21 protein-coding genes are annotated in these 26,537 nt (G+C 60.6%); 7 read left to right on the top strand and 14 right to left on the bottom strand.

The annotated features are described in order from the left end of the window. Positions 1-7 precede the first annotated feature (7 nt). The 4 genes from araD to ACYVIS_RS13015 are packed head-to-tail and all read right to left on the bottom strand — an operon-like array spanning position 8 to position 4,417. On the bottom strand, positions 8-1,735 hold the full coding sequence (araD, locus tag ACYVIS_RS13030; protein ID WP_232741818.1) for an L-arabinonate dehydratase: 1,728 nt from the start codon (positions 1,733-1,735) through the stop codon (positions 8-10). Positions 1,736-1,753: 18 nt separating this feature from the next. Further along, positions 1,754-2,617: an ABC transporter permease gene (locus tag ACYVIS_RS13025; RefSeq protein ID WP_232741817.1), complete on the bottom strand. Its 864-nt coding sequence runs from the start codon at positions 2,615-2,617 to the stop codon at positions 1,754-1,756. Then, positions 2,617-3,381 carry an ABC transporter ATP-binding protein gene (locus tag ACYVIS_RS13020; protein ID WP_232741816.1) on the bottom strand — a complete coding sequence of 255 codons (765 nt, stop codon included), beginning with the start codon at positions 3,379-3,381 and terminating at the stop codon, positions 2,617-2,619. Before ACYVIS_RS13020 ends, ACYVIS_RS13025 begins: the two co-directional genes overlap by 1 nt. Before the next feature lie 25 nt (positions 3,382-3,406). Beyond that, entirely contained in the window at positions 3,407-4,417 is a 1,011-nt protein-coding gene (locus ACYVIS_RS13015; protein ID WP_232741815.1) for an ABC transporter substrate-binding protein, read from the bottom strand. 120 nt (positions 4,418-4,537) lie between these two features. Between ACYVIS_RS13015 and ACYVIS_RS13010 the strand changes: the two genes are divergently transcribed. Then, positions 4,538-5,224 carry a GntR family transcriptional regulator gene (locus ACYVIS_RS13010; protein ID WP_460874144.1) on the top strand — a complete coding sequence of 229 codons (687 nt, stop codon included), beginning with the start codon at positions 4,538-4,540 and terminating at the stop codon, positions 5,222-5,224. A gap of 89 nt (positions 5,225-5,313) precedes the next feature. On the opposite strand, the gene ACYVIS_RS13005 is transcribed toward ACYVIS_RS13010, so the two are convergent. Next, positions 5,314-5,796: a MarR family winged helix-turn-helix transcriptional regulator gene (locus ACYVIS_RS13005; RefSeq protein WP_232741813.1), complete on the bottom strand. Its 483-nt coding sequence runs from the start codon at positions 5,794-5,796 to the stop codon at positions 5,314-5,316. 212 nt (positions 5,797-6,008) lie between these two features. On the opposite strand from ACYVIS_RS13005, the gene ACYVIS_RS13000 reads away from it, so the two are divergent. Together ACYVIS_RS13000 and ACYVIS_RS12995 are read left to right on the top strand one after the other, a co-directional pair. Next, the gene (locus ACYVIS_RS13000; protein ID WP_460874143.1) at positions 6,009-7,166 is read left to right on the top strand and encodes a M20 aminoacylase family protein; all 1,158 of its coding nucleotides are present in this window, start codon (positions 6,009-6,011) and stop codon (positions 7,164-7,166) included. A gap of 22 nt (positions 7,167-7,188) precedes the next feature. After that, a complete protein-coding gene (locus ACYVIS_RS12995) occupies positions 7,189-8,505 on the top strand; it encodes an MFS transporter (RefSeq protein WP_232741811.1) in 1,317 nt (438 codons plus the stop codon). Positions 8,506-9,246: 741 nt separating this feature from the next. Here the strand turns inward: ACYVIS_RS12995 and ACYVIS_RS12990 are convergent. The 6 genes from ACYVIS_RS12990 to gcl all read right to left on the bottom strand — a co-directional run bounded on the left by ACYVIS_RS12990 (position 9,247) and on the right by gcl (position 16,960). Continuing rightward, positions 9,247-11,409 (bottom strand): malate synthase G, encoded by a 2,163-nt coding sequence (locus tag ACYVIS_RS12990; protein ID WP_232741810.1) that lies wholly within the window; start codon positions 11,407-11,409, stop codon positions 9,247-9,249. A gap of 243 nt (positions 11,410-11,652) precedes the next feature. Continuing rightward, positions 11,653-13,089, bottom strand: coding sequence for a pyruvate kinase (gene pyk, locus ACYVIS_RS12985; RefSeq protein WP_232741809.1), 1,437 nt, complete (start codon positions 13,087-13,089; stop codon positions 11,653-11,655). After that, positions 13,086-13,394: an MOFRL family protein gene (locus tag ACYVIS_RS12980; protein WP_370636013.1), complete on the bottom strand. Its 309-nt coding sequence runs from the start codon at positions 13,392-13,394 to the stop codon at positions 13,086-13,088. Before ACYVIS_RS12980 ends, pyk begins: the two co-directional genes overlap by 4 nt. A gap of 54 nt (positions 13,395-13,448) precedes the next feature. After that, positions 13,449-14,333: a 2-hydroxy-3-oxopropionate reductase gene (locus ACYVIS_RS12975; RefSeq protein ID WP_232741808.1), complete on the bottom strand. Its 885-nt coding sequence runs from the start codon at positions 14,331-14,333 to the stop codon at positions 13,449-13,451. A gap of 37 nt (positions 14,334-14,370) precedes the next feature. After that, complete coding sequence (gene hyi, locus ACYVIS_RS12970) at positions 14,371-15,150, bottom strand: hydroxypyruvate isomerase (RefSeq protein WP_232741807.1); 780 nt, start codon at positions 15,148-15,150, stop codon at positions 14,371-14,373. A gap of 28 nt (positions 15,151-15,178) precedes the next feature. Further along, the gene (gene gcl / locus ACYVIS_RS12965) at positions 15,179-16,960 is read right to left on the bottom strand and encodes a glyoxylate carboligase (protein WP_232741806.1); all 1,782 of its coding nucleotides are present in this window, start codon (positions 16,958-16,960) and stop codon (positions 15,179-15,181) included. 332 nt (positions 16,961-17,292) lie between these two features. Here gcl and ACYVIS_RS12960 point away from each other — a divergent pair, with 332 nt between their 5' ends. Beyond that, entirely contained in the window at positions 17,293-18,210 is a 918-nt protein-coding gene (locus tag ACYVIS_RS12960) for a LysR family transcriptional regulator (protein WP_232741805.1), read from the top strand. Between the two features lie 77 nt (positions 18,211-18,287). On the opposite strand, the gene uraD is transcribed toward ACYVIS_RS12960, so the two are convergent. From uraD to ACYVIS_RS12945, 3 genes are all read right to left on the bottom strand, one after another. Continuing rightward, on the bottom strand, positions 18,288-18,815 hold the full coding sequence (gene uraD, locus ACYVIS_RS12955; RefSeq protein WP_460874164.1) for a 2-oxo-4-hydroxy-4-carboxy-5-ureidoimidazoline decarboxylase: 528 nt from the start codon (positions 18,813-18,815) through the stop codon (positions 18,288-18,290). 55 nt (positions 18,816-18,870) lie between these two features. Next, positions 18,871-20,256, bottom strand: coding sequence for an NCS2 family permease (locus ACYVIS_RS12950; RefSeq protein WP_232741803.1), 1,386 nt, complete (start codon positions 20,254-20,256; stop codon positions 18,871-18,873). A 300-nt stretch (positions 20,257-20,556) separates the two neighbouring features. Next, on the bottom strand, positions 20,557-21,495 hold the full coding sequence (locus ACYVIS_RS12945) for a LysR family transcriptional regulator (protein ID WP_232741802.1): 939 nt from the start codon (positions 21,493-21,495) through the stop codon (positions 20,557-20,559). 145 nt (positions 21,496-21,640) lie between these two features. Between ACYVIS_RS12945 and xdhA the strand changes: the two genes are divergently transcribed. From xdhA to xdhC, 3 genes are read left to right on the top strand one after another with little or no spacing between them, the layout of a single operon-like run. Then, on the top strand, positions 21,641-23,122 hold the full coding sequence (xdhA, locus tag ACYVIS_RS12940; RefSeq protein WP_460874142.1) for a xanthine dehydrogenase small subunit: 1,482 nt from the start codon (positions 21,641-21,643) through the stop codon (positions 23,120-23,122). Between the two features lie 8 nt (positions 23,123-23,130). Continuing rightward, entirely contained in the window at positions 23,131-25,476 is a 2,346-nt protein-coding gene (gene xdhB, locus ACYVIS_RS12935; RefSeq protein ID WP_460874141.1) for a xanthine dehydrogenase molybdopterin binding subunit, read from the top strand. Beyond that, positions 25,476-26,534, top strand: coding sequence for a xanthine dehydrogenase accessory protein XdhC (gene xdhC / locus ACYVIS_RS12930; RefSeq protein ID WP_460874140.1), 1,059 nt, complete (start codon positions 25,476-25,478; stop codon positions 26,532-26,534). The genes xdhB and xdhC overlap by 1 nt, the downstream gene beginning before the upstream one ends. Positions 26,535-26,537 lie beyond the last annotated feature (3 nt).

Below are 26,537 nucleotides of genomic sequence, written 5' to 3'. Positions count from 1 at the left end.
TGTTCTCCTAGAAGATGTCCGGTTCACCGACGGGTTTGCCAAATCCGGTTTGTAAAAAGTCGAAATCACAGCCGAGATCGGCTTGCTGGATATGGCGCGTGAACATCCACCCGTAGCCGCGCTCATAGCGGGGTTCGGGTGCGCTGCGCGCGGCCTTGCGACGCTCCAGTTCGCTGTCGGAAACATTCAGGTGGATGCGGCGTGCCGCCACATCCACCGAGATTTCATCGCCGTTCTCGACCAGTCCAAGCGGGCCGCCAATATACGCTTCGGGGGCCACATGCAGCACACAGGCACCGTAGCTTGTGCCGCTCATGCGCGCGTCGGAGATGCGGACCATGTCGCGCACCCCTTGTTCGACCAGTTTTTGCGGAATTGGAATCATGCCCCATTCCGGCATGCCAGGGCCGCCCTGCGGGCCGACATTGCGCAAGATCAGAACATGGTCGGCCGTGACATCGAGATCGGGCCGGTTGATCTGCTCTTTCATTTCGGGGTAGCTATTGAATACCAGCGCCTTGCCGGTGTGCTTCAGGAAGCGTTTTTCGGCGGCGGCCGGCTTGATTACGCAGCCGTCGGGAGCCAGGTTGCCTTTGAGCACCGCCAGCGAGCCTTCCGCGTAAATGGGGTTGTCGAGGCTGCGGATGACATCGTGGTTGTAGACTTCGGCGCCCTCCAGATTTTCCCCCAGCGTCTTGCCCGTGACGGTCATGACGCTCAGATCCAGGTGCGACTTGAGCTCGCCCATGAGCGCGCGCAGGCCGCCGGCATAGTAGAAATCTTCCATCAGGTATTTGTCGCCGCTCGGCCGCACATTGGCAATCACGGGCACCTTGCGGCTTGCCGCCTCGAAATCGTCCAGGCTGATATCGCAGCCCGCGCGACGGGCCTGGGCGATGACATGGATGATCGCATTGGTGGAACAGCCCATGGCCATGGCAACGGTAATGGCGTTCTTGAACGCGGCAACCGTCTGGATTTTTTCCGGAGTCAGATCTTCCCAGACCATATCGACAATGCGGCGACCGGCTTCGGCACACATGCGGATATGGTTGACATCGGCGGCCGGAATCGACGATGCGCCCGGCAAAGTCATGCCCAGCGCATCGGCAATGGCCGTCATGGTGCTGGCCGTGCCCATGGTCATGCAGTGCCCGTGGCTGCGTGCGATGCCGCCTTCGATGCCCAGCCATTGCACCGGCGTGATATTGCCGGCGCGGCGCTCGTCCCAGAACTTCCAGGCATCCGAGCCCGAACCCAGCACCTTGCCTTCCCAATTGCCGCGCAGCATGGGGCCGGCGGGTATATAAATAGCCGGTACGCCGGCGCTGCTTGCTCCCATGAGCAATGCCGGCGTAGTCTTGTCGCAACCGCCCATCAGCACCACGCCGTCGATAGGGTGGCAGCGGATGAGTTCTTCGACATCCATGGCCAGCATATTGCGATACAGCATGGTGGACGGCTTGACGTATTGCTCCGCGAGCGACAGGGCCGGCAATTCGAGGGGAAAGCCGCCCGTCTGCAACACGCCGCGCTTGACGTCTTCGACGCGCTGCTTGAAGTGGGCGTGACAGGGATTGATATCCGACCAGGTATTGATGATGCCGATTACCGGTTTGCCAGCCCAGTCGTCAGGGCCGTAGCCCATTTGCATGATTCTGGACCGGTGTCCGAAGCCTCTCAGGTCGTCGGGAGCAAACCAGCGTGCGCTGCGTAATGAATCCGGGGTTTTCATTTGTTTTCCTGGTATGAGTTAGCTTTGCATGCCCCAACGCCTGACGGTTTTCTTTTCGATCAGGCGAAAGACCAAGTTTTCCACGATCAATCCGATAATGATAACGGTCAGCAGGCCGGCAAACACCGCCGGTATGTCGAGCAGATTGCGATTTTCGAAAATGAACCAGCCCAGGCCGCCTTTGCCGGATGCGACCCCGAACACCAGTTCGGCGGCGATCAGGGTACGCCAGGCAAATGCCCAGCCTATTTTCAGGCCGGTCAATATCGAGGGAAAGGCTGCGGGAATCAGGATTCTGGCCACATAGCTCAGGCCGCGCAGCTCATAATTCCTGCCCACCATGCGCAAGGTATGCGAGACCGCAAGAAAGCCGGCCTGCGTATTGAGCGCCACCACCCATACCACCGAGTGCAGCAGAACGAAGACGATGCTGGTGGTGCCCAGGCCGAACCAGATCAGGGCCAGCGGCAGCAGCGCTATGGCGGGCAGCGGGTTGAACATGGCGGTCATGACTTCCAGGAAGTCCGTGCCGATGCGGGTGCTGATGGCCAGCACGGTAATGATGGCCGCCAGCGTTATGCCTATGACGTATCCGATCAGCAGCACCTTGATCGAGGTCCAGGCGCGCGCCAGCAGGACTCCATCGCCGATGCGGTCGATGAAAGACTGGACCGTGTCGGAAAGCGTGGGAAACAGCAAAGGGTTATTGAGCAGGCGTCCGTAAATTTCCCAGGCCAGGGCCAGCACGATAATGATGGCGGTCTTGCGGAAAAAATTATTGTTCCAGAGTTTTTGCCAGGCCGACAGCTGGCGTACCAGCACGACATTCTTGGTGGCCGAGGTGTCGGCCGCCTGTTTCATGGTGATAGTTGCCTGGCCCATTAATGCGCCCCTTCTTTTTGATTGAATAACAACTCGTGTATTTCCTGTTCGAGCGCCGCGGCCGAGCCGTCTTCGAACGAAACGGCCTCGACATTGCTGACTTCGGCCTTGACTTCGCCGGGGTGGGGCGAGAGCAGGAGGATGCGATTGCCGATGCGTATGGCTTCGGCAATCGAGTGGGTCACAAACATGACGGTGAAGCGGGTGCCTTCCCAGAGCTGCAGAAGCTCGTCCTGCATCTGGCGTCGTGTCAGGGCATCGAGCGCGGCGAAAGGTTCATCCATCAGCAGGATGTCCGGCTCCATGGCCATGCCGCGGGCGATGGCCACGCGCTGCTTCATGCCGCCCGACAGGGTGTGGGTGTAGCTGTCGGCGAACTTGTCCAGATGGACCTTCTCGACATAAGCCCTGGCGCGCTCTTCAGCCTGCTTTCTGGGCATCTTGCGCGCTACCAGCAAGGGGAACATGACATTGTCGAGCACTGTTTTCCAGGGCAAAAGCTGATCGAATTCCTGGAACACCATCATCCGATCCGAACCTGGCCGTTTGACCGGCTTGCCCTTGATCCGGATCTCGCCTTCTTCTGGAGCCAGATAGCCGCCCACGGCCTTGAGCAAGGTGGATTTGCCGCAACCGGAAGGGCCGAGCAATACGAACCGGTCTCCGCTATTGACGTTAAAACTGACCTTGTCGGTGGCCGTGACAATACTATCGGGTGTTTTATACCGCAGGGTTACGGTGTCTACTTCAAGCAAATACGACATTCTGATCTCCAGATCTCCGCCTTACTTAATTACCGTTGAGCGACGCGGAGGCGGGCAGGAAGTAATCGGTCCATTTCTTGGGCATGGTTTTCAGGATGCCGACTTTGTGCATGTGTTCGGCGAACTTCATGGAACCGGCCGGAGCCATCTGGAAGTCCATCATGCCGGGTTGTTTGAGCATGTCCAGCAGCTCAGGCACGCTGGTCTTGTCGCCGCTGATCTCGCGGTAGATTTCGACCGACTTTTCGGTATTGGCCTTGATGTAATCGATAGCCTCTTTGGATGCGGTCAGCACAGCCTTGATGATTTTGGGATTGGCGTCCGCAAACTTGGTGGTGGTGAACAGCGTCGATTGGGACAGGCCGCCGTCGATGACGTCGTTCGAGCGCAGGATGACGTGCGCGTTGGGGACAGTCTTGAGTTCTTTGTAGTCATAAGGAGGCGCGGCGAAATGCGAGGAGATTTCGCCTTTTGGATTGGCCAGCATGGCGGCCGCATCGGGATGGCCCAATTGCACTGTATTGACGTCGAGCTTGGCCCAGTTGTCTTTGCCAAATGCCTTTTCACACGCCATTTGCAGCAAGATGGCCTGGGTCGAGATGCGTACCGTCGGCACGGCTATTTTGTCTTTGGGGCCGAAGTCTTTCAATGTCTTGATTTTCGGATCGCGGCTGACCAGCGTCAGGGGCAGCGCCGAGTTGGTCGTAATGCCCTTGACCTGGCCTTTGGTGCGGTCCCACAGCAGCAGCAAATTGCCCAGGCCGCTATTGACGATCTGCACATTGCCCGACAGCAGGGCATCGGTCGATGCGCCGCCGCTGCTGAATGAGCGCCAGTTCACTTTCAGGTCCTTGATGCCGTCGGCCGCGGCGGCTTTTTCGATCAGGCCTTGCTTTTCCATGACCAGCGCCGGCAAGTACAGAATGCTGGGCTGCTTGGTAATGGTTATTTCGTTTTGCCCCTGGGCATAGGCTGTTGCCCCGGCCGCGGTGAGCGCAGCCATTAAAATGGAACTGATGTGTTTGACGATTTTCATATTGTCTCCATTGATCGAAAAAAATTTGTTAGTCATTGCGGAAAACTATACTAATATATTAGTATATTAACAAAAAGTATTAATTTTATATAAACTAAATCCTTTCGATTGGTTTTAACTATGGCATCGACAGCAGAATTGGATCGGTACAGACAGGCGGCTCCGCAGTTGTACGAGTTGCTGCGGCATAAAATCATTTCCCTGGAGCTACTGCCGGGGGCACCGCTGTCGCGTGTTCAGCTCTCGGCGGATTACCGCGTCAGCCAGACGCCGGTTCGAGAGGCCCTGCTGAGGCTGGCCGAAGAGCAACTGATCGATGTATTTCCGCAGGCGGCCACAAAGGTCAGCCTGATCGATACCCGCCATGCCGAAGAAACTCATTTTCTACGCCGCGCGATCGAGCTTGAAATCGTGCGTGACCTGGCCCTGAACAGCACTCCCGAATTGCTGGCAACCTTGAAGTCGCTGCTGGACAGGCAGGTATCGCTGCAGGAAAAACAGGATTTCGGCGGTTTTGCCGAGACCGATCAGGAATTTCATCGCTGCATGTACAGTGCCGCGGGTAAAGAGGCGCTATGGAAGCTGGTGCGCAGCCGCAGCGGCCATATCGATCGCTTGCGGCGATTGCATTTGCCCGCCGCGGGCAAGATCACACGTATCGTCAGTGACCATAGCCAGATCCTTGCAGCCATTGTGCGCGGCGATCCCCTGGCCGCGCAACAGCATTTGCGCACGCACTTGTCGGGGACTCTGGAATCCATGGAACAAATCCGCGCCGGCCATCCTCAGTTTTTCACGCAAGCGTAGATACCGCCCTGGAAGTCAAGGGGCGGCAACGTGGGAGTGGCCTTTGCGGCCGCCCGTCGGGATCGGTGTATCTCCAGACTTGGCCCGATTCAGTCTTCTTTCTGGCCGGCATTGGCTAAAAATTCTTTGGCCAGCTTGTCGAGCAGGCGATTCAAATTATTCTGTTCGTCGGACGAGAGCACCGACAGCATGGCCGATTCCATCGTATGGCCGAGATCGTCGCTGGCAATCCGCAGCTCCGTTCCGCGTTTGGTCGGCCAAAGCTGATGGTGGCGGGCGTCGTCCGGATGTATCGAGCGCCGGATCAGTTTCAGCGCGATCAACTCGGCCACGACTTTTGACAGTATGGTTTTTTCGACCAGCGTCAATTCCCTCAGGCCTGTGGCGGTCACGCCCGGGTTATCGCAGATGGCACGCAACAGGCGCAACGAGCGCACGTCAAGCCCGAATTCCTTTCGGTAGACCAGATTAGCCTGGCGCAGCATTTCCGATTTGACGAGATCGAGCTTGAAAGTCAGGTAGGCGGCGAATTCGGAGCGATGCTGTGTGACCTGGATAGGTGTTTTTGCCATGCGCCTGATGGTCCCGGTTTTTATGCCAGCCCTCATTCTATCTCAAGGGCCGAAAACCCCATGAACATTGGGATCGGGCACCCCCTGACCTAGGGAAACCGAGCATAAGAAAATTAGTTGATAATTTCAACTTTTGAGATATTCTACGATTTTTCCATGCCGTACGAATAATGAATGCGGCAGAGGTTTGATTGCTTTCAAGGAGCTGAAGCGTGATCCAGGAATCCGAACTGCTTGCCCTTGCTGCCGATATGCAGGGCTGGCGCCGCGACATACACAGGCATCCGGAATTGGGTTTCAAGGAACATCGGACCGCGGAAAAGGTTGCGGCTCTGCTGGAGTCATGGGGCATCGAGGTGGTGGCCGATTTTGGCGGTACGACCGGAGTGATAGGAACGCTGCGCGGTACGCGAGGCACCGGTGTCTCGCTTGGCCTGCGGGCCGACATGGACGCCCTGCCCATGCAGGAAAATGGTCATGCCGAGTACCGTTCGATTCACGATAATGTGTTTCATGGCTGCGGCCACGATGGCCATACCGCCATTTTGCTGGGCGTGGCCAAGTACCTGTCTTCACACAAGGACTTCCGGGGCACGGTGCATTTCATTTTCCAGCCGGCCGAAGAAACGCTGCGCGGCGGTTCGGAAATGATTCGTCACGGTTTGTTCGAGCAGTTCCCCTGCGACGAAATTTACGCTTTGCACAATAATAATTGCGTGCCCGCCGGCAAGGTGGGTGTGAGGGCGGGGGCTATTTTGTCGGCTTGCGATCTGTTCCGCATCCGCATCAAGGGTGTGGGCAGCCATGCCGCCATGCCGCATAAATCCATAGATCCGATCATCATTGGCTCGTCGATCGTGCAATCGCTGCAAAGCGTCGTCAGCCGCAATGTCGATCCGTTCGATGCGGCAGTGCTCAGCATCTGCAAGTTTCATGCCGGCACGGCAATCAATGTCATCGCCGAGACCGCCCAGCTTGAAGGTACGGTCCGCACGCTTTCCAAGGCGGCCCAGGCATTGATGCTGGCGCGTTTGCGCGCGGTTTGCGAGGGGGCGGCGCAGACTTTCGGCTGCGAAGTGACTTTCGAGCATCTGCAGTCTTCTCCTCCCACTATCAATACCGAAGCCGAAACCGACGTGGTGAGGCGCGCCGCCGAGTGCGTGGTGGGCAAAGGCAATGTGATCGTCAATGCCGACGCACTCATGGCTTCCGAAGATTTTGCCTTCATGCTCGAGCAGCGGCCGGGCTCGTATTTTTTCCTGGGCCATGACGGCCTGACCTGCCATCACCCCGAATTCGATTTCGACGATAGTTCTTCATCGATAGGTGCTGGCGTTTTCATTCAAATAGTTCGCCAGAGATTAGGCTGAACAAGTCCAAAAGGAGACGGGCATGGATGTGAGACAACCTTCACCCCAGATGGTGCGGCGCGCTATTGTGGCATCGGTTATAGGCAATGCTTTCGAATGGTTCGATTTTGCCATCTACGGGCTGTTCGCCGTGGTGATTTCCAAGCTGTTTTTCCCGGCGCACAGCGATTATTCTTCATTGCTGCTGGCCCTGGCCACCTTTGGCGTGGGCTTTGCCGTGCGGCCGCTGGGCGGCCTGCTGCTGGGCATGTACGGCGATCGCATGGGCCGCAAGAAGGCTTTGTCGTTTACCATCGTTTTAATGGCGGTAGGCACGGGCATGATAGGCTTGTTGCCTACTTACGCGTCCATCGGCATTGCGGCGCCCATACTCATGGTGCTGGCGCGCCTGATACAAGGTTTTTCGGCGGGCGGGGAATTCAGCGGTGCGACGACCATGCTGATCGAGTTCGCGCCAAAGAATCGCCGCGGCTTTTATGGCAGTTTCCAGATGTGCTCGCAAGCCCTGGCATTCTCTTGCGGTGCGCTGGTGGCGTATCTGCTGACGGTGAACCTGTCGACTCATGCCCTGGAATCCTGGGGCTGGCGCATTCCATTCTTGTTCGGCATTCTGGTTGGGCCGGTAGGCTGGCTGATCCGCTCGCGCGTCGACGAATCGCCGGAGTTCCTGGCCTATATCAACGAAGCGTCGAAGAGTCGCCAAAAATCCGCCAAGACATCGTTTGCTCGCCTTTTCAAAGACTATCCGCGCGAGATGCTGGCTACGCTTTGCATAGGGGTGGTGGGTACGGTATCGGCTTATGTATTCATTTTCTTCATGCCGATTTTTGCGAAGAAACAGCTGGGCATGGCGGCGGCCGACGTCAACCTGACCACATTTATCGGTACGGCGGTGATACTGGTGTTTTGCCCGCTCGCCGGCTATCTGTCGGACAAGTATGGGCGCAAGAATGTGCTCTTGCCGGGGATTATTGCGTATGGCATAGCGAGCTACTTCCTGTTCCATCATCTTGTCGCGGCGCCTTCGTTCGCCGCCTTGCTGACGGCGCAGATGGGTGTATCGTTTTTCATGAGTTTTTTCTGGGGCCCCACTCCCATTGTGTTCACGGAAGTCTTTCCGGTCGGGGTGCGTTCGACGGGAGCCGCAATCACATACAACCTTGCCGTGCTGCTGTTCGGCGGCTTGGCGCCGTTTTTCAATACCTGGCTGGTGCAGGCGACCGGCAGCAACATCGCTCCTATTTATTATGTGCTGATCAGCGTGCTGATCGGTATAGCGGGTGTTCTGCTGTTGCCGGCGCGGGAAGGGCGCGCCACAGTGCGGGCGCAGGCCGCTTAACGTATTTTTGGTTCGAGTGTTTACGGGATTCGATGTTTTGGTCGCTTTGGTATTTGAAGACGCCGTCTATCGGGGCTTGGGGTCAGGGCCGGCACGGCGTGCTTGATCCGGATCTACCTCGTCCAGGCGGGCGTCGGGCCAAACTCGCTACGCCGCTGGCGCGGCTACGCTCAAACATGGCCCGCCGAAAGCCCCCGCCTTCCCTACGGTAGCATCCGGCGCACGCCTTACGCCGGCCCTGACCCCAAGCCCCGATAGACGGCTCGCGTTAGGGTATGCCTGGAATTACATTACGGGATGTCTGGAATTAACGTGCACGCACCCATGCCTCCATCACGTGGTCACGTATACCTCAATGTACGACTCGATTGACTAAACACGGGCTCCCCAACGTATACCTCGATGCATTGCCTCAACGCAAGCCGCAGGGTGGGCGGTGCTGTGTAGTCCGGCGGTAGTCCAGCGCCGGGTGCTGACGAAGGGAAGGCGGGGGGTGTCGGCGGGCGCTGTCTGAGCCCGGCCTCGCGAGGCCGGGCGAGTTCGCCCGACGCCCGCCTGGACGAGGCAGACCCGGGCAGTCGGGGTGCGCAGCACCACGACCGCTGGACGTGCCGGACTACACAGCACCGCCCACCCTGCGGCGTCTTTATAGAACTACCGTCCAAAAAACGAAAGTCACTGAATGGTTTCACGGTGGGCGGGCATAAGACCCGCCCTGAACAGGGCTCGTCCCGACGAACGTTAGCGTGCCTTGACTGCCTGGCGTGCGCGATGCAGCAGCGGCTCGGTATAGCCATTGGGTTGTTCCAGCCCCTTGAACACCAGGTCGCACGCGGCCTTGAAGGCAATCGAGCCTTCGAAGTCGGGCGCCATGGGGCGGTAGGCCGGGTCGCCCGCGTTCTGGCCGTCGACCACGGCGGCCATGCGCCGCATGGTTTCGGTAATCTGCGCGGGCGTCACGATTTTGTGGCGTAGCCAGTTGGCCATGTGCTGGCTGGATATGCGCAGGGTGGCGCGGTCTTCCATCAGGCCGACATTATGGATGTCGGGGACTTTCGAGCAGCCTATGCCCTGATCGACCCAGCGCACCACATAGCCGAGTATGCCCTGGGCGTTGTTGTCGAGTTCTTCCTGGATTTCCTGTTCCGACCAGTTGGTATTGGCGGCGACTGGAACGGTAAGCAGCTTGTCGAGCAGGGGTTCGGACTTGCCTTCCATGGACTGTTGCACGGCTTGTACGTCGATCTGGTGATAGTGCAGGGCATGCAGGGTGGCGGCGGTGGGCGAGGGGACCCATGCCGTATTGCCGCCCGCCTTGAGCTGGCCGACTTTCTGGACCAGCATGTCGGCCATCAGGTCGGGCATGGCCCACATGCCCTTGCCGATCTGTGCGTGGCCGCGCAGGCCGCATTCCAGGCCTACCTGCACGTTGTTGCGTTCGTACGCGTCGATCCAGGCGCTGCGCTTCATTTCGCCCTTGCGCACCATGGCCCCGGCCTCCATGGACGTATGCATTTCGTCGCCGGTGCGGTCAAGGAAGCCGGTGTTGATGAACACCACGCGCTGGGCGGCCTGTGCAATGCTGGCCTTCAGGTTGGCGCTGGTGCGGCGCTCTTCGTCCATGATGCCCATTTTTATGGTGTTGGGTTCCAGGCCCAGCACGCCTTCGACACGCGTGAATATTTCGCTGGCGAAGGCAACTTCGTCTGGGCCATGCATTTTCGGCTTGACGATGTAGATCGAGCCGGTGCGCGAGTTGCCGCCTTCGCGCTTGAGGTCGTGCATGGCGATCAAACTGGTAAGGAGGGCGTCGAGTATGCCTTCGGGAATTTCCTGCCCCTGTTCGTCGAGGATGGCTGGATTGGTCATCAGGTGCCCGACGTTGCGGATGAACATCAGCGAACGCCCCGGAAGAGTCCGGGCCTGGCCGCCGGCATCGGTATAGCCGCGATCGGGGTTCAGGGCGCGGGTAAAGGTTTTCCCGCCCTTTGTGACTGTTTCGGTCAGATTGCCTTGCATCAGGCCCAGCCAGTTGCGATAGGCCAGCACCTTGTCGTCGGCATCGACGGCGGCGATGGAATCCTCGCAATCCATGATGGTGGTGATGGCCGCTTCCATCAGGATGTCTTTGACGCCTGCGGGATCCTGTTTGCCTATGGGGTTGTTTTTGTCGATCTGGATTTCGAAGTGCAGGCCATGGTGTTTGAGGACAATCGCCTCGGGCGCGCCGGCATCGCCGCGATAGCCCGCGAACAGGCTGGTGTCCGCCAGGCCGGTCGTGCCGCCGCCCTTGAGTCCCGCGCTGAGCGTGCCCTGCTTGACGCTGTACGAGACGACGTCGGCATGCGAACCTTGCGCCAGGGCTGCGTTCTGGTCGAGAAAGTGACGTGCATAGGCAACGACCTTGGCGCCGCGTACCGGGTTATAGCCGCCGGCGCGTGTCGCGCCGCCGTCTTCGGAAATGGCGTCGGTGCCGTACAAGGCGTCGTAAAGACTGCCCCAGCGGGCATTGGCCGCGTTCAGTGCGTAGCGCGCATTCATGACGGGTACCACCAGCTGCGGCCCGGCCTGGCGGGTGATTTCGAGATCGACCTTGCTGGTTTTGACGGCGACGCTGGCGGGCGCATCGTTCAGGTAGCCGATCTGGCGCAGGAAGCCGCGGTAGGCGGCTGCATCCTTGACGGCGCCGGGATTCTGCCGGTACCAGTTGTCCAGTTCAGCCTGCAGGCGATCGCGTTCGGCCAGGAGAGCGCGGTTTTTCGGCGCCAGATCGTGGACGAGCTGGTCGAAGCCCGACCAGAAGGCTTCTGAATCAAGGCCTGTGCCGGGCAATGCTTCCTGTTCGATGAATTGATGCAGCACATTGGCAACTTGCAGCCGTTTGCAAGAGGTTCGCTCGCTCATGGTTTTCCTTGATCAGATAAGTTAAATAGTCTTTAAGATGGCCGCCGCAGCTTGCAACAAGCCGGCACGGCGCTTGCGCGCTCGTGCAATGGGCTGCTGTTTTTCGTTGTACCTGATTATAGGACGTGTTTGAAACAGCCGGACCGATACGCCAAGCGCCTGTCTTTATTCGAGACAGGCGCTTGGCGCTGATCGGCCTTTGGCGCGGCGGGGGGCCGGGCCAAAGGAAAGGCTGCTTATAGGCTAATGGCCCGTGTTTTTGGCCTCGACCGTGGCTATATGCAGCAGATTGGTGCTGCCGCTGCGCCCGAAAGGCAGGCCGGCAATCACAATGACGGTATCGTGCTCGCCCGCCATCCCGTGTTGCGTTGCAAGGGCGGTGGCATGCCGGATCATGTCGCCGACATTATCCATCTGCGCGTTGAATCGAATCGGGTGCAGGCCCCATGCCAGGGCAAGCTGTCTTGCTGTGCTCAGGTTGGGCGTCAAGGCCAGAATAGGCGTCATGGGACGTTCCCGGCTGGCTCGCAGGGCGCTGAAACCCGAGGCGGTGTAGGCGACTGTGGCGGCGGGCTCGAGTAGATCGGCCACGCGGCGCAAGGCGCAACAGACGGCGTCGGGAGGGTTGGCCTTGGCCGGGCTGTGGCTGGCTTCCAGGCCTGCGCGCCAGGCGGGGTCCTGTTCAACTTCGCGGATGATGCTTTCCATGATGGTCACTGCCTCGACCGGATACTGGCCGGATGCCGACTCGGCCGACAGCATGACGGCGTCGGCCCCGCTGTAGATGGCGGTGGCGACATCCGAGGCTTCGGCCCGCGTCGGCACGGGCGAGCCGATCATGGACTCCAGCATCTGCGTGGCAACGACCACGGGGCGGCCGGCTGCGCGGGCGGCCCGCACAATGCGCTGCTGCAGGATAGGCACTTGTTGCGGCGGCATTTCCACGCCAAGGTCGCCGCGTGCCACCATGACGCCGTCGGATAATTCAATGATGGCGTTCAGATGCTCGATGGCAGCGGGCTTTTCCAGCTTGGCCATGATCCAGGCCCGCTTGCCGATAATGGCCCGGGCTTCCGCAATATCTTCGGCGCGTTGCACGAAAGACAGCGCGACCCAGTCCACGCCCAGGTCGAGGCCGAAATCGAGATCGGCGCGGTCTTTGGCGGTCAGTGGCGAAATGGGCAGGACCACGCTCGGGACGTTGACGCCTTTGCGGTCCGATAAGGATCCGCCCACCAGGACGGTGGTTTCCGCAAAATCGGGCCCAAATTCGTCTACGCGCAGCCGCAGCTTGCCGTCGTCCAGCAGCAGGTCGGTGTTTTTTTCAAGCGCTGCAAAAATTTCGGGATGAGGCAGGCTGGCTCGTGTGGAGTTTCCTTCGGCGGGATCGAGATCCAGCCGGAACCGCCGGCCGGCTTCAAGGGTGGTTCGCCCTCCCGCGATGCGCCCCACCCGCAGTTTGGGGCCTTGAAGATCCATCAGGATGCCTATCGGGCGCCCGGCCTCGCGTTCGGCTTCACGGATGATGCGCAGGCGCTGCGCGTGATCTGCGTGGGTGCCGTGGCTGAAATTCAGGCGGAATACGTTGGCCCCGGCGTCGATCAGTGCGCGGATGCATTCAGGGCTGGAGCTGGAGGGGCCGAGTGTGGCGAGTATGCGGGCGCGGCGCGGCGTGTTCATGGCGGGTCTCTCTTGAGGGTGTGCGGGTCTGGTCCGGCGATCAGAATGGCGCGGAAATCGTTGACGTTCGTCAAGGTGGGGCCGGTAATGAGCGAATCTCCGAGGGCTTCGAAAAAGCCGTGCCCGTTGTTGTCGTCAAGATGGTCGCGGGGCCGCATTCCTTGCGCGATTGCGCGCGCCATGGCCGCCGATGCCTTGCCCGCGCCGATGACCAGGGTACGCCCGGCTGCCGGCGGCGGCAGCATGCCTGCCATGCAATGTCCGGGTTGTGCCGCTTCGACGGCGGCCGCAAACATCCTGGCCAGCAGCGTGCGGGGCGGAGTCGTCATGAGCGGGTTCCCTCGGGTCTGTGCTTTGGCTTACTGGCCGATTTCGAAATTGGCCATGATTTCCAGGGCCCGCACCATGCCCGAGTGATCCCAGCCAGACCCGCCCTGCGCGGCGCAGGTGTTGAACAGTTCCTGTGCAAGGGCAGTGCAGGGCAGCGATACGCCGATCTGCCGGGCCGTGCCCAGGGCCAGGTTGAGGTCTTTCTGGTGCAGTTCAATACGAAAGCCCGGATCGAAAGAACGTTTGACCATGCGTTCGCCATGCACTTCAAGAATGCGCGAGTTGGCGAAGCCGCCCATCAATGCCTGACGCACCTTGGCCGCATCGGCGCCGGCCTTGGAGGCAAGCAGCAGCGCTTCGCCGACGGCTTCGATAGTGAGCGCCACAATAATCTGGTTGGCGACCTTGGTGATCTGGCCGTCGCCATTGCCTCCGACCAGCGTTATGTTCTTGCCCATCAGGTCGAGCAAGGGCTTGACGGTATTGAACGCCGCCTCGTTGCCGCCGACCATGATGGTCAGGCTCGCGGCCTTGGCGCCAACCTCGCCGCCGGACACGGGCGCATCCAGGTACTCGCAGCCCAGTTCGTTGATGCGGCGTGCGAACTGCTTGGTGGCGACGGGCGAGATCGAGCTCATGTCGAGAACGGTCTTCCCTTTGCTCAGACCCTGGGCAACGCCGTTCTCGTCGAACAGGGCGGCCTCCACGTGGGGCGTATCGGGCACCATGGTAATGATGATATCGCCGCGGTGCGCCACTTCGGCGCCGTTGGCGCATGGCGTTGCGCCGGCATCGATCAGGGTTGGTGGGGTCTCCCCAAGCGTGTGGGTATACAGGGTGTGGCCGCCCTTGACCAGGTTGGCGGCCATGGGTGCGCCCATGATGCCGAGTCCGATAAAGCCGATATTAGCCATGTTTGATTTCCAGGTTGTAGATAAAAGAGAGGCGTGTTCAGGAGGCCAGGGCGCTGATCCAGCCCAGCCCGTCTTGCGTGGTGCCGGCCGGCTTGTATTCGCAGCCGACCCAGCCGTCGTAGCCCAGGCTGTCCATATACCGAAACAGCCACGCATAGTTGATTTCGCCTGAGCCGGGTTCGTGGCGCCCCGGGTTGTCGGCCAACTGGATATGGGCAATCTGCCGCAGATTCGCGGCCAGTGTGTTGGCCAGTTCGCCTTCCATGCGCTGGGCGTGATAGAGGTCGTACTGCACGAAAAGATTGTCCGAGCCGGTGTCGCGGATGATGTTCAGGGCCTGGTCGGTGCGGCTAAGGAAGAAGCCTGGTATGTCGAAGGTATTGATGGGCTCGATCAGCAGGCGGATGCGGGCGTCCTTGAGTTTCCGGGCGGCGAATCGCAGGTTGTCGACGAAGGTCGAGCGTATTGTGTCCGGATCGATATGTGCGGGGGCAATGCCCGCCAGGCAATTGACCTGCTTGCAGCCCAGGGCGGTCGCGTACTCGATGGCCTTTCCCACGCCTTCCTGGAACTCGCCGACCCGGTCGGGATGGCAGGCGATCCCGCGCTCGCCTTTTTCCCAGTCGCCGGCGGGCAGGTTGTGCAGGACCTGCGTCAAGCCATTGGCGCGTAATTGTTCAGCCAGCGCGTCATGGTCGAAGGCGTATGGGAATAGGTATTCGACCCCTTTGAAGCCGGCCTGTGCGGCGGCTTTGAAGCGGTCCATAAAGTCGAATTCGTTGAACAGCATCGACAGGTTGGCGGCAAATTTCGGCATGAATGGTCTCCTTTCAGGTGCCGGGCGCTCAGTCGAGCAGGGCGATGGAAGTTGGCGCGTCGGCGCCGGTTTCGGCCAGCGCCTCGAATTCGTTGACGTTGTCGATCTCGCCGCCCATGGAGATATTGGTGATGCGCTCCAGAATGAATTCGACGACGACCGGCACGCTGAACTCTTTCATCCATGCGCGAGCCTGGGCGATTGCCGGCTGAATTTCCTCGGGTGTGCGTACGCGGATCGCTTTGCAACCCAGGCCCTCGACCACGGCAATGTGATCCACTCCGTAGCCATTGGTTTGCGGCGCATTGATGTTGTCGAAGGACAGTTGCACGCAATAGTCCATGTCAAAGCCGCGCTGTGACTGGCGGATAAGCCCCAGATAGGCGTTATTGACCAGAATATGCAGGTAGGGCAGCTTGAATTGCGCCCCGACCGCCAGCTCTTCGATCATGAACTGGAAGTCGTAGTCGCCCGAGATGGCGACGATTTCGTCGTCGGGATTGGCCGCGCATACACCCAGGGCGGCGGGAACCGTCCAGCCCAGGGGGCCTGCCTGGCCGGCATTGATCCAGTGGCGCGGTTGGTAGACATGCAGGAATTGTGCGGCGGCGATCTGCGACAAGCCGATGGTGCTGACATAGCGTGTGTTTTTGCCGAAGGCCTGGTTCATTTCCTGATAGACGCGCTGTGGCTTGAGCGGAGCCATGTCGAAATTGGTTTTGCGCTGCATGGATTTTTCGCGTTTGCGGGCCTGGCATTGGGCAACCCATGCGCTGCGGTCGCGCAGTTTTCCCGCCGCCTTGAGCTCGCGCGCCGCCTCTATCATCAGTTCCAGCGCGGCGCCGGCGTCCGACGCAATACCGTAGTCCGGGCCGAATACGCGGCCGATCTGGGTGGGTTCGATATCGATATGCACAAAAGTGCGGCCCTTGGTGTAGACATCGATTGAACCGGTATGGCGGTTGGCCCAGCGGTTGCCTATGCCCAGGACAAAATCGGAGGCCAGCAGCGTGGCGTTGCCATAGCGGTGCGCCGTCTGCAGGCCCGCCATGCCGGCCATCAAGGGATGATCGTCGGGGATGACACCCCAGCCCATCAGGGTGGGGATCACGGGTATGCCGGCCAGCTCGGCAAAGGCCTGCAGCTTGTCGGCCGCGTCGGCATTGAATACACCTCCGCCAGATACGATCACAGGGCGTTCGGCCTGGTTGAGCATCTCGACCGCCTTGGCCGCCTGAGCGCGGGTCGCCGATGGTTTATAGACAGGCAAAGGCTCGTAGGTGTCGGGATCGAATTCGATTTCAGCCATTTGTACATCGAAGGGCAGGTCGATCAGCACCGGACCGGGGCGACCCGAGCGCATGATGTGAAAGGCCTGCTGGAACACGCGGGGAACCAGCGCCGGTTCACGCACGGTGACCGCCCATTTGGTTACCGGCCTGGCAATGGCTTCGATGTCCACCGCCTGGAAGCTTTCCTTGTGCAGTTGAGCGCGCGGCGCCTGGCCCGTGACGCACAGGATGGGGATCGAGTCGCCCGATGCGGAATACAAGCCTGTCAGCATGTCGGTGCCCGCGGGCCCCGATGTGCCGAGGCAGACTCCGATATTGCCGGGTCTGGCGCGGGTGTAGCCCTCGGCCATGTGCGACGCGCCTTCCACGTGCCGGGCCAGGATGTGCTTGAATTGGCCGTTGTCGCGCAGGGCCGAGTAAAGTGGATTGATGGCGGCGCCGGGCACGCCGAACAATGTGCTGACGCCTTCTTTTTGCAACACCGCGGCGGCGGCGTCTACTGCTCTCATTCGAGCCATGATGGTTCCTCTATTGCGTGGATGCGGTCTTGAATATCAACGGATGGTGACGCAGGGGTGGCGGCAAGGCCGGCCCCTGCGAACCGGCGTGAGTTTTCTGTATGGAGTCCAGAATAGAGAAAAACGGTGTTGATTTGAATGGCAGGAACTATAGTTTCTGCCGATACTTTTAGTATTTATTGAGGTTTTGGCTTTGTTGCCGGGCTGTAGATGTGTATTGATTTCCAGGCGCGGCTTTAGCTGGCTTTGGCCTGGAAAAATGAAAAGGAACATCCTGGCGGGCATGGGGTTCCCGTTATAATTTCCGCATAGCCCCTTATCAAAGGTATGGAATGGATCGGTATACTGCAATACGCAGCTTTGTCCTGGTGGCGGAAAAAGGCAGCTTCGCGGCGGCGGCGCTGATCGAAGGAGTTACGCCCGTCGTCATGGGGCGCCGCCTCAACGCCCTGGAGCGCAGGCTGGGCGTGCAATTGATGCACCGTTCCACCCGGGGACTGGCGTTGACCGATCTGGGGGAGCGATTTCTTGAAAGCTGCCAGCAACTGATCCATGATTTTGATGCGGCCGAAGGCAGCGTCAGTGCCGGGCGCAGCGCCGTGCGTGGACATCTGGTGGTGTCGGCGCCGGCTGCGTTCGGTCGCCGCCATGTTGCGCCGCATGCCGCCGCATTTCGCGCCCAATACCCTGAATTGCGCCTGTCGTTCAATTTCACCGACAGTGTGGTCGACCTGGTTCGCGAGGGCTACGATGTCGCCATACGCATCGGCGAGGTCAGGGATCCCAATTATGTGGCGGTGCGCTTGTTTCCCAACCGCCGGGTGGTTTGCGGCACGCCCGCTTATTTCGAGCGTCATGGCATGCCGCGCATCCCCGAGGATCTGGCGCGGCACAATTGCCTGGCGTTCAATCTGCAAGGCGGCCAGCAGCGCGGCTGGATCTTCCTGCGCGATGCAAGGCCTTTTGCCGTGCGGGTCGATGGCGACCTGGCGTGCAATGATGGCGAGCTGCTGTATGGCTGGGTCAAGCAGGGATTGGGTGTAGGCTGGCGCTCCACCTGGGAAATACAGGCCGAACTCAAGCGCGGGGAGCTCGTGACCGTGTTGGACGAGTTCGCCTTGCCCGGCTACGACATACAGGCCGTGTACCCCCAGCAGCGCTACCTGCCCGCCAAGGTGCGCCATTTCATTGATTATCTAAGATCCATCTACAACCAGGCCGGGTACTGGGAGAAGCAACAAACGGCATAAGCGGTTTGTTGCCCGGAGTTCGATATGTGCCAGGTCGTGACAGTGTTCCGTGCGACGACGGTTGGCCCCCGTTGCTGTCAGACGAGCCGCGCCTCGAGGCGCAGGCGCGCTATTTTGCCGATTTCCCGCAGGCATGCGGAGAGTTCGGTGGCGCGATCGCCCTGCAGCCGCGCCTCGATCGCGTCCATGATCTGGTAGCGGCTCAGGCCTTTGACGGCGATCACGAAGGGGAAGCCGAAGCGTTCCCGATAGGCGCGGTTCAGTGCACGCAGGCGCGCAAGTTCTTCGGCGCTGCATTGATCCAGCCCGGCGCCTTTCTGCTCCCGCGTGGAGGCTTCCGTGAGTGTGCCGCCGGCCGCCTCTTTTCCGGCCAGCTCCGGGTGGGCCGAGATCAGCGCCAAGCGGTCGGCTTCGCCGGCGGCGTTGACCGCGGCCATCATCGCGGCGTGCAGCGCCTGGATATCGGCGTAGGGGCGGGCGTGCCAGGCTTGTTCGGCGATCCAGGGCGAGTGTTCGAAGATATCTCCCAGGCAGGCCGCGAATTCGGCCTGGGAAAGCCCGGCCACACTGGCCAGCGATAGCGTCGGCGTCTCGGTTTGCATCATGGTGTCAGCTTTTCCCGTACAGCGTGTAGGTTGTCGCATATCTGGCTCCGGCCGGTCAGATGGCCCAGCCGCCCAGATAGAATACCGCCAGAACGACAGCAATGGCTACCGTGCCTGCATTCAGCTTGTTGAATTCGCAGGCCACGATGCGGCCGATCACCAGCGTGCAGAACCCCAGCATGATGCCGGTCACGATATTGCAGGTCAGCACGATGAAAACGGCGCACAGCAGGCCGGCCATGGCATCGACCATATCGTCCATATCCAGTTTCCGGATGCTGCCCAGCATCAGCAGGCCCACATACATGAGCGCCGGAGCGGTTGCATAGGCTGGCACCAGCGCCGCCAGCGGAGAAAGGAAAATCAGCGCCAGGAACATCAGGCCGACTATGGTTGCGGTCAGGCCGGTCTTGGCCCCGGCGGCCACGCCGGCCGCCGATTCGATATACGCCGCCGCCGGCGCTCCCCCCAGGAATGCCGAGACGACCGAGCTTACCGAATCGGCCGTCAGGGCTCGTCCGCCATTGATGATGCGGCCGCTTTGATCCAGTTGCCCGGCCTGGGCGGCCACGGCGCGTATCGTGCCGGTGGCATCGAATACCGCCGTCATGACCAGGGCCAGTACGCTGGGGATGACGGCGGCGGTGAGCGCGCCCTTGAGATCCATCGAACCGATCAGCGTAGCGTGGCCGGCCGTGCCCAGGGATGGCAGGGCCATGATGCCGCTGAACGTGACATTGGGATCGACGGCCAGTCCAACCAGGGAGAGGACGACAATCACGATCAGGATGCTGCCCGGTACGCGGCGCCGTTCCAGCCCGAAGATGGCCGCCAGCCCGCCGATCGACAGCAAAGCCGGCAGGCTGGCCAGATTGCCCAGAGCCACCGGCAGCCCGGGCCCCGGGTTCTTGACGACCAGGCCGACTCCGTTCGAGGCAATCAGCAGCAGGAACAGGCCTATGCCCACTCCCGTGCCGTGCGCGACCCCGGCCGGCAAGTTGCGCAGAATCCAGGAACGCACTCCCGTGACTGAAATGGTGGTGAATACGACCCCCATCAGGAATATGGCGCCCAATGCCACCGATGGCGACAGACCTTTGCCGAGCACGAGATCGAAGGCGGTGAAGGCGGTCAGCGAGATGGCGCAGCCGATCGCTATCGGCAGATTGGCCCACAGGCCCATCAAAAGCGAGCCGAAAGCGCTGGTGAGGCATACCGCGACGAATACGGCGCTGGTATCGAAGCCGGCCTTGCCAAACATGCCGGGCACGACAAACACCGAATAAGCCATGGTTAGAAAAGTGGTCAGGCCCGCCAATGTTTCCTGGCGCAGCGAGCTGCCGCGTTCGATAACTCCGAAATAGGCTTCCAGCCTGTCTGTGAGGCTGGGCGCGGCCTGCGCGCGTTCTCCGGGGGTCAGTACATATTCCTGGTCCGTCATGAATCGAGCTCCTTTATCAACCGGTTGAAACGGGCTGTCCGCGCCGTCGTCAGGTGTGCTTTTGCTTATGCGTTCCGGGAACAAAGGAAAAAACCGCGATGTGTCTCCTCACGTTTTCTGGCAGCTGCTTCATGGGCCGCTGCATCTTCCTGTACAAAGGACGCGTTTGGGTCGAGCTTATTTTAGGAGCGGGAATCGCCGTGAAATTTTCATGGGCGTGATGATGATTATCAAAAGTTTCTGATAATCGTCACCGCCCGCGGGCGTGTGTTCCACGCCATGCGCGCGCCGCGCCCGGGCTCAAGGCTTGTCCGCAGCGCTGGAGAATCCGGCGGCCACCTGGGCGATGAGCCGCCTGAGCCAGGTGACTTCCGCCGCGGTGTTCGCCCGCTTGTGCCAGAGCTGGTAGAAACGCATGGTTGGGAACTTGAATGGCGAAGGCAGGACCTTGACAGGCAGGTAGCGGGCGTAGTTCTGGGCAAACTGGCGCCCGGTGGTGAATACAAGGTCGGTGGACATCAAGATATAGGGAACCAGCCCGAAATACGGCACGGTCATGTGGATTTTGCGCCGCAAGCCATGTTCGGCAAGGCAGCCGTCGATGAAGCTGGTGCGTTCCGACACATAGGGCGTGGGCGCCAGGTGCCGCAATTCAAGGTAGTGCTGCAACGAAATTCCCCTGGACGCCAAGGGGTGCTGGTTGCCCAGCATGCATATCACTTCGTCGTCGAAGAGGCGCGACATATGCAGTTGCGGAGGCGGCTCCAGCCAGTTTCCGACCACTACGTCCAGGGTGCCGTTTTCGAGCGCATCCTGGTAATTGAAGTCGGCATTGATGGGGTGCACGATCAACTTGGCCTGAGGCGCGACGCGGCACAGCATCTCGGCGATATTGGGCAGGAACATGGCATCGAGATAGTCGGGGGCGCCGAGCCTGAATGTGCGGGTCGATGTTTGCGGGGAAAAACCCGCCGCCGGCTGGGTGATGTGGTCGATCGCCGCCAGCGCCTCGGTGGCGTGCGCCAGAAGTTCCCGGCCGCGTTCGGTGGCCACCATGCCCGATTTGCCGCGCACCAGCAGGGGGTCTGCGGTGATGTCGCGCAAGCGCCGCAAGGAATTGCTGATGGCGGGTTGGGACAGGCCCAGCTTGATTGCCGCGCGCGATACGCTTTGCTCGGTCAGCAAGACATGCAGCACGCGCAGCAAAGAGGTTTCGAGCTGTTCACGATGTCGTTCCATCGGAGTATTATCATAGGCAGATGCGGCGCTTGTCTATTGGCGTCCTCCCGCATGGGGCATGATAGTCATCATCATGCCATGCAAATACCGCCGGCCTGGGCCGATGCTATCGTGAGTACGACTTTTCATAGAACAAGGCAGACTCATGGAGACACAAAACATCCGCTTTTACTATCGTGGCCAGGTGCGTGAAATAGCCGGCCAGGCCACGACGCGGACCCTCCTGCAGTTCCTGCGCGAAGACCTGCATTGCACGGGTACCAAGGAAGGGTGCGCCGAGGGCGACTGCGGCGCCTGCACGGTGGTGGTGGGGGAATTGAATCGCCAGGGCGCGGTCGAGCTGCGGGCGGTCAATGCCTGTATCCAGTTTCTGCCCGCACTCGACGGCAAGGCGCTTTTTACCGTGGAAGATTTGCGCCAGCCCGGCGGCGCGCTGCATCCGGTGCAGCAGGCGCTGGTCGACTGCCATGGCTCGCAGTGCGGTTTCTGCACGCCCGGGTTCGTCATGTCGATGTGGGGCATGTATCTTGATCACGACTGGACCGGCCCCAAGCCCGCGCGCCAGGAAATCAACGACGCGCTATCGGGCAATCTGTGCCGCTGCACGGGCTATCGGCCCATTATCGATGCCTCCCTGGCCATGTTCGACTTGCCTCGCGTCGAGTTCGATCGCCAGGCGCTGGCCGAGTCGCTCAAGAAGCTGCGGCGCACAGAGACCTTCAGCTATCAGTCCGGCGGCCAGGTATTCCATGCGCCGCGCACGCTGGCGCAGCTTGCCGGCTTGCGCATCCAGTACCCGGATGCCCGGATACTGGCCGGCAGCACGGATATCGGTCTGTGGGTAACCAAGCAAATGCGCGATCTTCCGCACTTGATCCATATCGGCCAGGTGGCTGAACTGCGTGAAATTTCCAACGACGGCAAGTACCTGAACATTGGCGCCGGGGCGCTGCTTAATGAAGCTTTCGTGGCACTGACCGAACATTACGGCGAGCTGGATGAAATGCACCGGCGCTTTGCCTCGCTCCCCATCCGCAATGCCGGAACCCTGGGCGGAAACGTCGCCAATGGCTCGCCTATTGGGGACTCCATGCCCGCCCTGATCGTCCTGGGCACACGCATTATGCTGCGCCGGGGTGAGCGGCTGCGCGAGATGGCGCTGGAAGATTTTTACCTGGCCTACCAGAAGAACGCCCTGGAGCCCGGCGAGTTCGTCCAGGGAATTCGCGTCCCGCTGCCTGCTCCCGAACGGCGCTTTCGCACCTACAAACTGTCGAAGCGATTCGATCAGGACATTTCCGCTGTGTGCGCGGCTTTTGCCCTGTTGCTCGATGGCGATACGGTGCGCAGCGCGCGCATTGCCTTCGGGGGGCTTGCCGCGACCCCGAAGCGTGCCGCGCAGGCCGAACGCGCGCTGGAAGGCAAGCCCTGGAACGAAGCCAGTGCCAGGCTGGCGATGGATGCGCTCAAGAGCGATTACGCGCCCTTGTCCGATATGCGCGCCAGCAGCGTCTATCGGGCGACAGCGGCGCAAAATCTGTTGTACCGTTTCTTTCTTGAAACACGTCCGGAGGCGCCGCTTGATCTGTCGCGGCTCAGCGTGTTCGCCGCCGGCGTCGAGGCATAGGGGGCAGCATGAACACTCAGGTCGAAGCCTTCATGGGCATCCCGGAACAGGCCGTTGCGGGTAAAAAAACCGGCATATCCCCTCCGCATGAGTCGGCCGCCCTGCATGTCAGCGGCGAAGCGACGTATACCGACGATATTCCCGAACTGCAAGGCACCTTGCACTGCGCATTGGGGCTTTCGCAAAAGGCGCATGCGCGCATCGTCTCCATCGATCTGGATCCGGTGCGCAAAGCCCCGGGCGTCGTGGCGATACTGACGGCCGACGATATTCCCGGCGAAAACAACTGCGGCCCGGTGCTTCACGATGATCCGCTGCTGGCCGATCAGTTGGTGCAGTACATAGGCCAGCCCGTATTCGCCGTGGTGGCTGAAAGCCATGATGCCGCCCGGCGTGCGGCGCGCATGGCGGTCATACAGTACGAGGACCGGCCTGCGGTTCTTACACCGCAACAAGCCAAGGCCGAGCAGGCCGCGGTGCTTCCTCCCATGCGCCTGCAGCGCGGCGATCCCGCCGCGGCGATTGCCGCGGCGCCGCACCGGGTAGCCGGGACGTTCGAATGCAATGGCCAGGAACAGTTCTATCTGGAAGGGCAGATCTCTTATGCCGTGCCCAAGGAAGGGCATGGCGTGCATGTCTGGTGCTCGACCCAGCATCCCAGTGAAATGCAGGCGCTTATCGCGCATGCCCTGGGCTGGCATTCGCATCAGGTCCTGGTCGAATGCCGCCGCATGGGTGGCGGCTTTGGCGGCAAGGAGTCACAGTCGGCGCTGTTTGCCTGCGTCTCGGCGATTTGCGCAACGCGCCTGAATCGTCCCGTCAAGCTGCGCCTGGATCGCGATGACGACTTCCTGATCACCGGCAAGCGGCATGGGTTTTATTACGAATATGAAGCCGGTTTTGACGATGCGGGACGGATTCTGGGCGTAAAGCTCGACATGACATTGCGCGCCGGCTTTTCGGCCGATCTGTCCGAGGCCGTGGCGACGCGCGCGGTCTGTCATTTCGACAATGCCTATTATGTGCCGGACGTTGAAATCGCCGCGATGTGCGGCAAAACCAATACCCAGTCGAATACGGCGTTCCGCGGCTTCGGCGGCCCCCAGGGGGCGCTGATGATGGAAGTCCTCATGGATATGATAGGCCGCAAGCTGGGGCGTGATGCGCTCGATATACGGCGAGTCAATTTCTACGGAATCGGCGAGCGCAACACGACTCCCTACGGACAGCTGGTGGTCGACAATATCCTGGACCCGCTGGTCGATGAACTCGAGGCCAGCAGCGACTATCGGGCTCGCCGCAAAGAAGTGCACGCCTTCAACCGGTCCAGTGCAATACTCAAGAAGGGCCTGGCGCTTACGCCGGTCAAATTCGGCATCTCCTTCAATGTGCCGGCCTTCAACCAGGCCGGAGCCCTGGTCCATGTATATCGGGACGGTTCGGTCCTGGTGAATCATGGCGGCACCGAAATGGGGCAGGGGCTCAATACCAAGGTTGCGCAAGTGACAGCCATGGAGTTGGGGATCGATCTTCACCATGTTCGCGTCACGGCCACCGATACCAGCAAAATTGCCAATACCTCGGCAACGGCGGCTTCGACAGGCTCCGACCTGAACGGCAAGGCGGCGCAGGATGCCGCCCTGAAGATTCGCCGGCGCCTGGCGAAGTTTGCGGCCAAGCGTTGGGGCGGGTCGGCCGAATCCATCGTGTTCGCCGACAATGTCGTGTTGGTCAACGGCCATCGGCTTCCTTTTCCGGAGGTCGTGGACGCCGCTTACTGGTCGCAGGTACAGCTGTGGTCGGAAGGCTTTTACGCCACGCCGGGAATACGCTGGGACAAGCAGACGATGTCGGGCAAGCCCTTTTATTACTTCGCCTATGGCGCGGCCGTATCGGAAGTGCTGGTCGACACCCTGACCGGCGAATGGAAATTGCTGCGCGCCGATTTGTTGCACGATGTCGGCCAGTCCATCAATCCGGCCATCGATATCGGCCAGGTCGAAGGGGCGTTCATCCAGGGCATGGGCTGGCTGACGACCGAAGAGCTGTGCTGGAACCAGGACGGCCGGCTGACGACTCATGCTCCGTCCACCTACAAGATTCCAGCCGTCAGCGACTGTCCCGCTGATTTCAGGGTCAAGCTGTTCGACAATCGCAATGTCAAGGACACCATCCACCGCTCCAAGGCGGTGGGCGAACCGCCGCTGCTGCTGCCGTTCAGCGTATTCAATGCGATTCGCGATGCGGTGGCCAGCATAGGCGATTATCGCGACGAGCCGGTGCTTAATGCACCCGCTACACCGGAGGCCATACTCAACGCGATCATGGAACTGTCCGGACGGGATGCGAGCTGATGCATGACTGGATTACCGAAACCCAGCGCCTCCTGGCGTCCGGCGTGCCGGTCGTACTGGTGACGATTGCCAGGGCGGAAGGCTCTACGCCGCGCGAGGCCGGCGCCAAGCTGCTGGTGACGGATCGGCAGCAGTGGCAAACCATAGGGGGCGGGCATCTGGAGTGGCGGGCTGCCGAAATTGCCCGGGAAATGCTGCGGAGTGAATCGGCCGGCCACGTTCGCCATGTCGAACGACTGTCGCTGGGCCCGAGCCTGGGGCAGTGCTGCGGCGGCGCGGCCACGCTGGTGTTCGAACGGTTGGCGCCCTCCGATCTGGAATGGGTGTCGACTCTGGCGCAACGCGTACAGGCTGGCCAGGCCTGTACGCGCACTGTGATGCTCACCGATGCCGGCCCTGTGGTGCTGGGCGATCCGAAAGCCAATGCAAATGCCATGCCCGGCTCGCCGCGTGAAGCATGCCTTCTATGGCATGAACAGGGGCGCAGCGGCTTCAGCGAGATCATAGCCCCGCCCGATTTTCACATTGTGCTGTTTGGCGCGGGCCATGTAGGGCAGGCGCTGGTGCGAATACTTGCAACGCTGCCGTGCACGGTAAGCTGGGTTGACGAGCGCGACGCGCAATTCCCTTCGGTACTGCCTGCCAATGTCTCGATTGAAGCCACGGATACGCCCGAGGTCCTTATTGCCCAGGCTCCGCCGCGCAGCTATTTCCTGGTCATGACGCATAGCCATGCGCTCGACCAGCATTTGTGTCAGCATATATTCCTGCGTCGCGATTTTGCCTATTTTGGCCTTATCGGTTCGCGCACCAAGCGGCGCAAGTTCGAACGCCGTCTGCAAGAGCGCGGCGTTCCCGCCGAGCGTCTTGCGCAAATGATCTGTCCGATAGGCGTGGAAGGCCTGGCGGACAAGAGGCCCGAGGTGATCGCCATTGCGGTCGCCGCGCAGTTGTTGCGCGTGCATGAACAGCAGGAAACGACGCCGGCAAGTCATCTCGATGCCTTGGTCCGGCAAATTCGAACGATCCCATCCCGACAGGATGCCACCATAGAATGAATT

This window comes from Paralcaligenes ginsengisoli, assembly GCF_054781135.1.
This window is presented reverse-complemented; position numbering and strand designations above follow the sequence as displayed.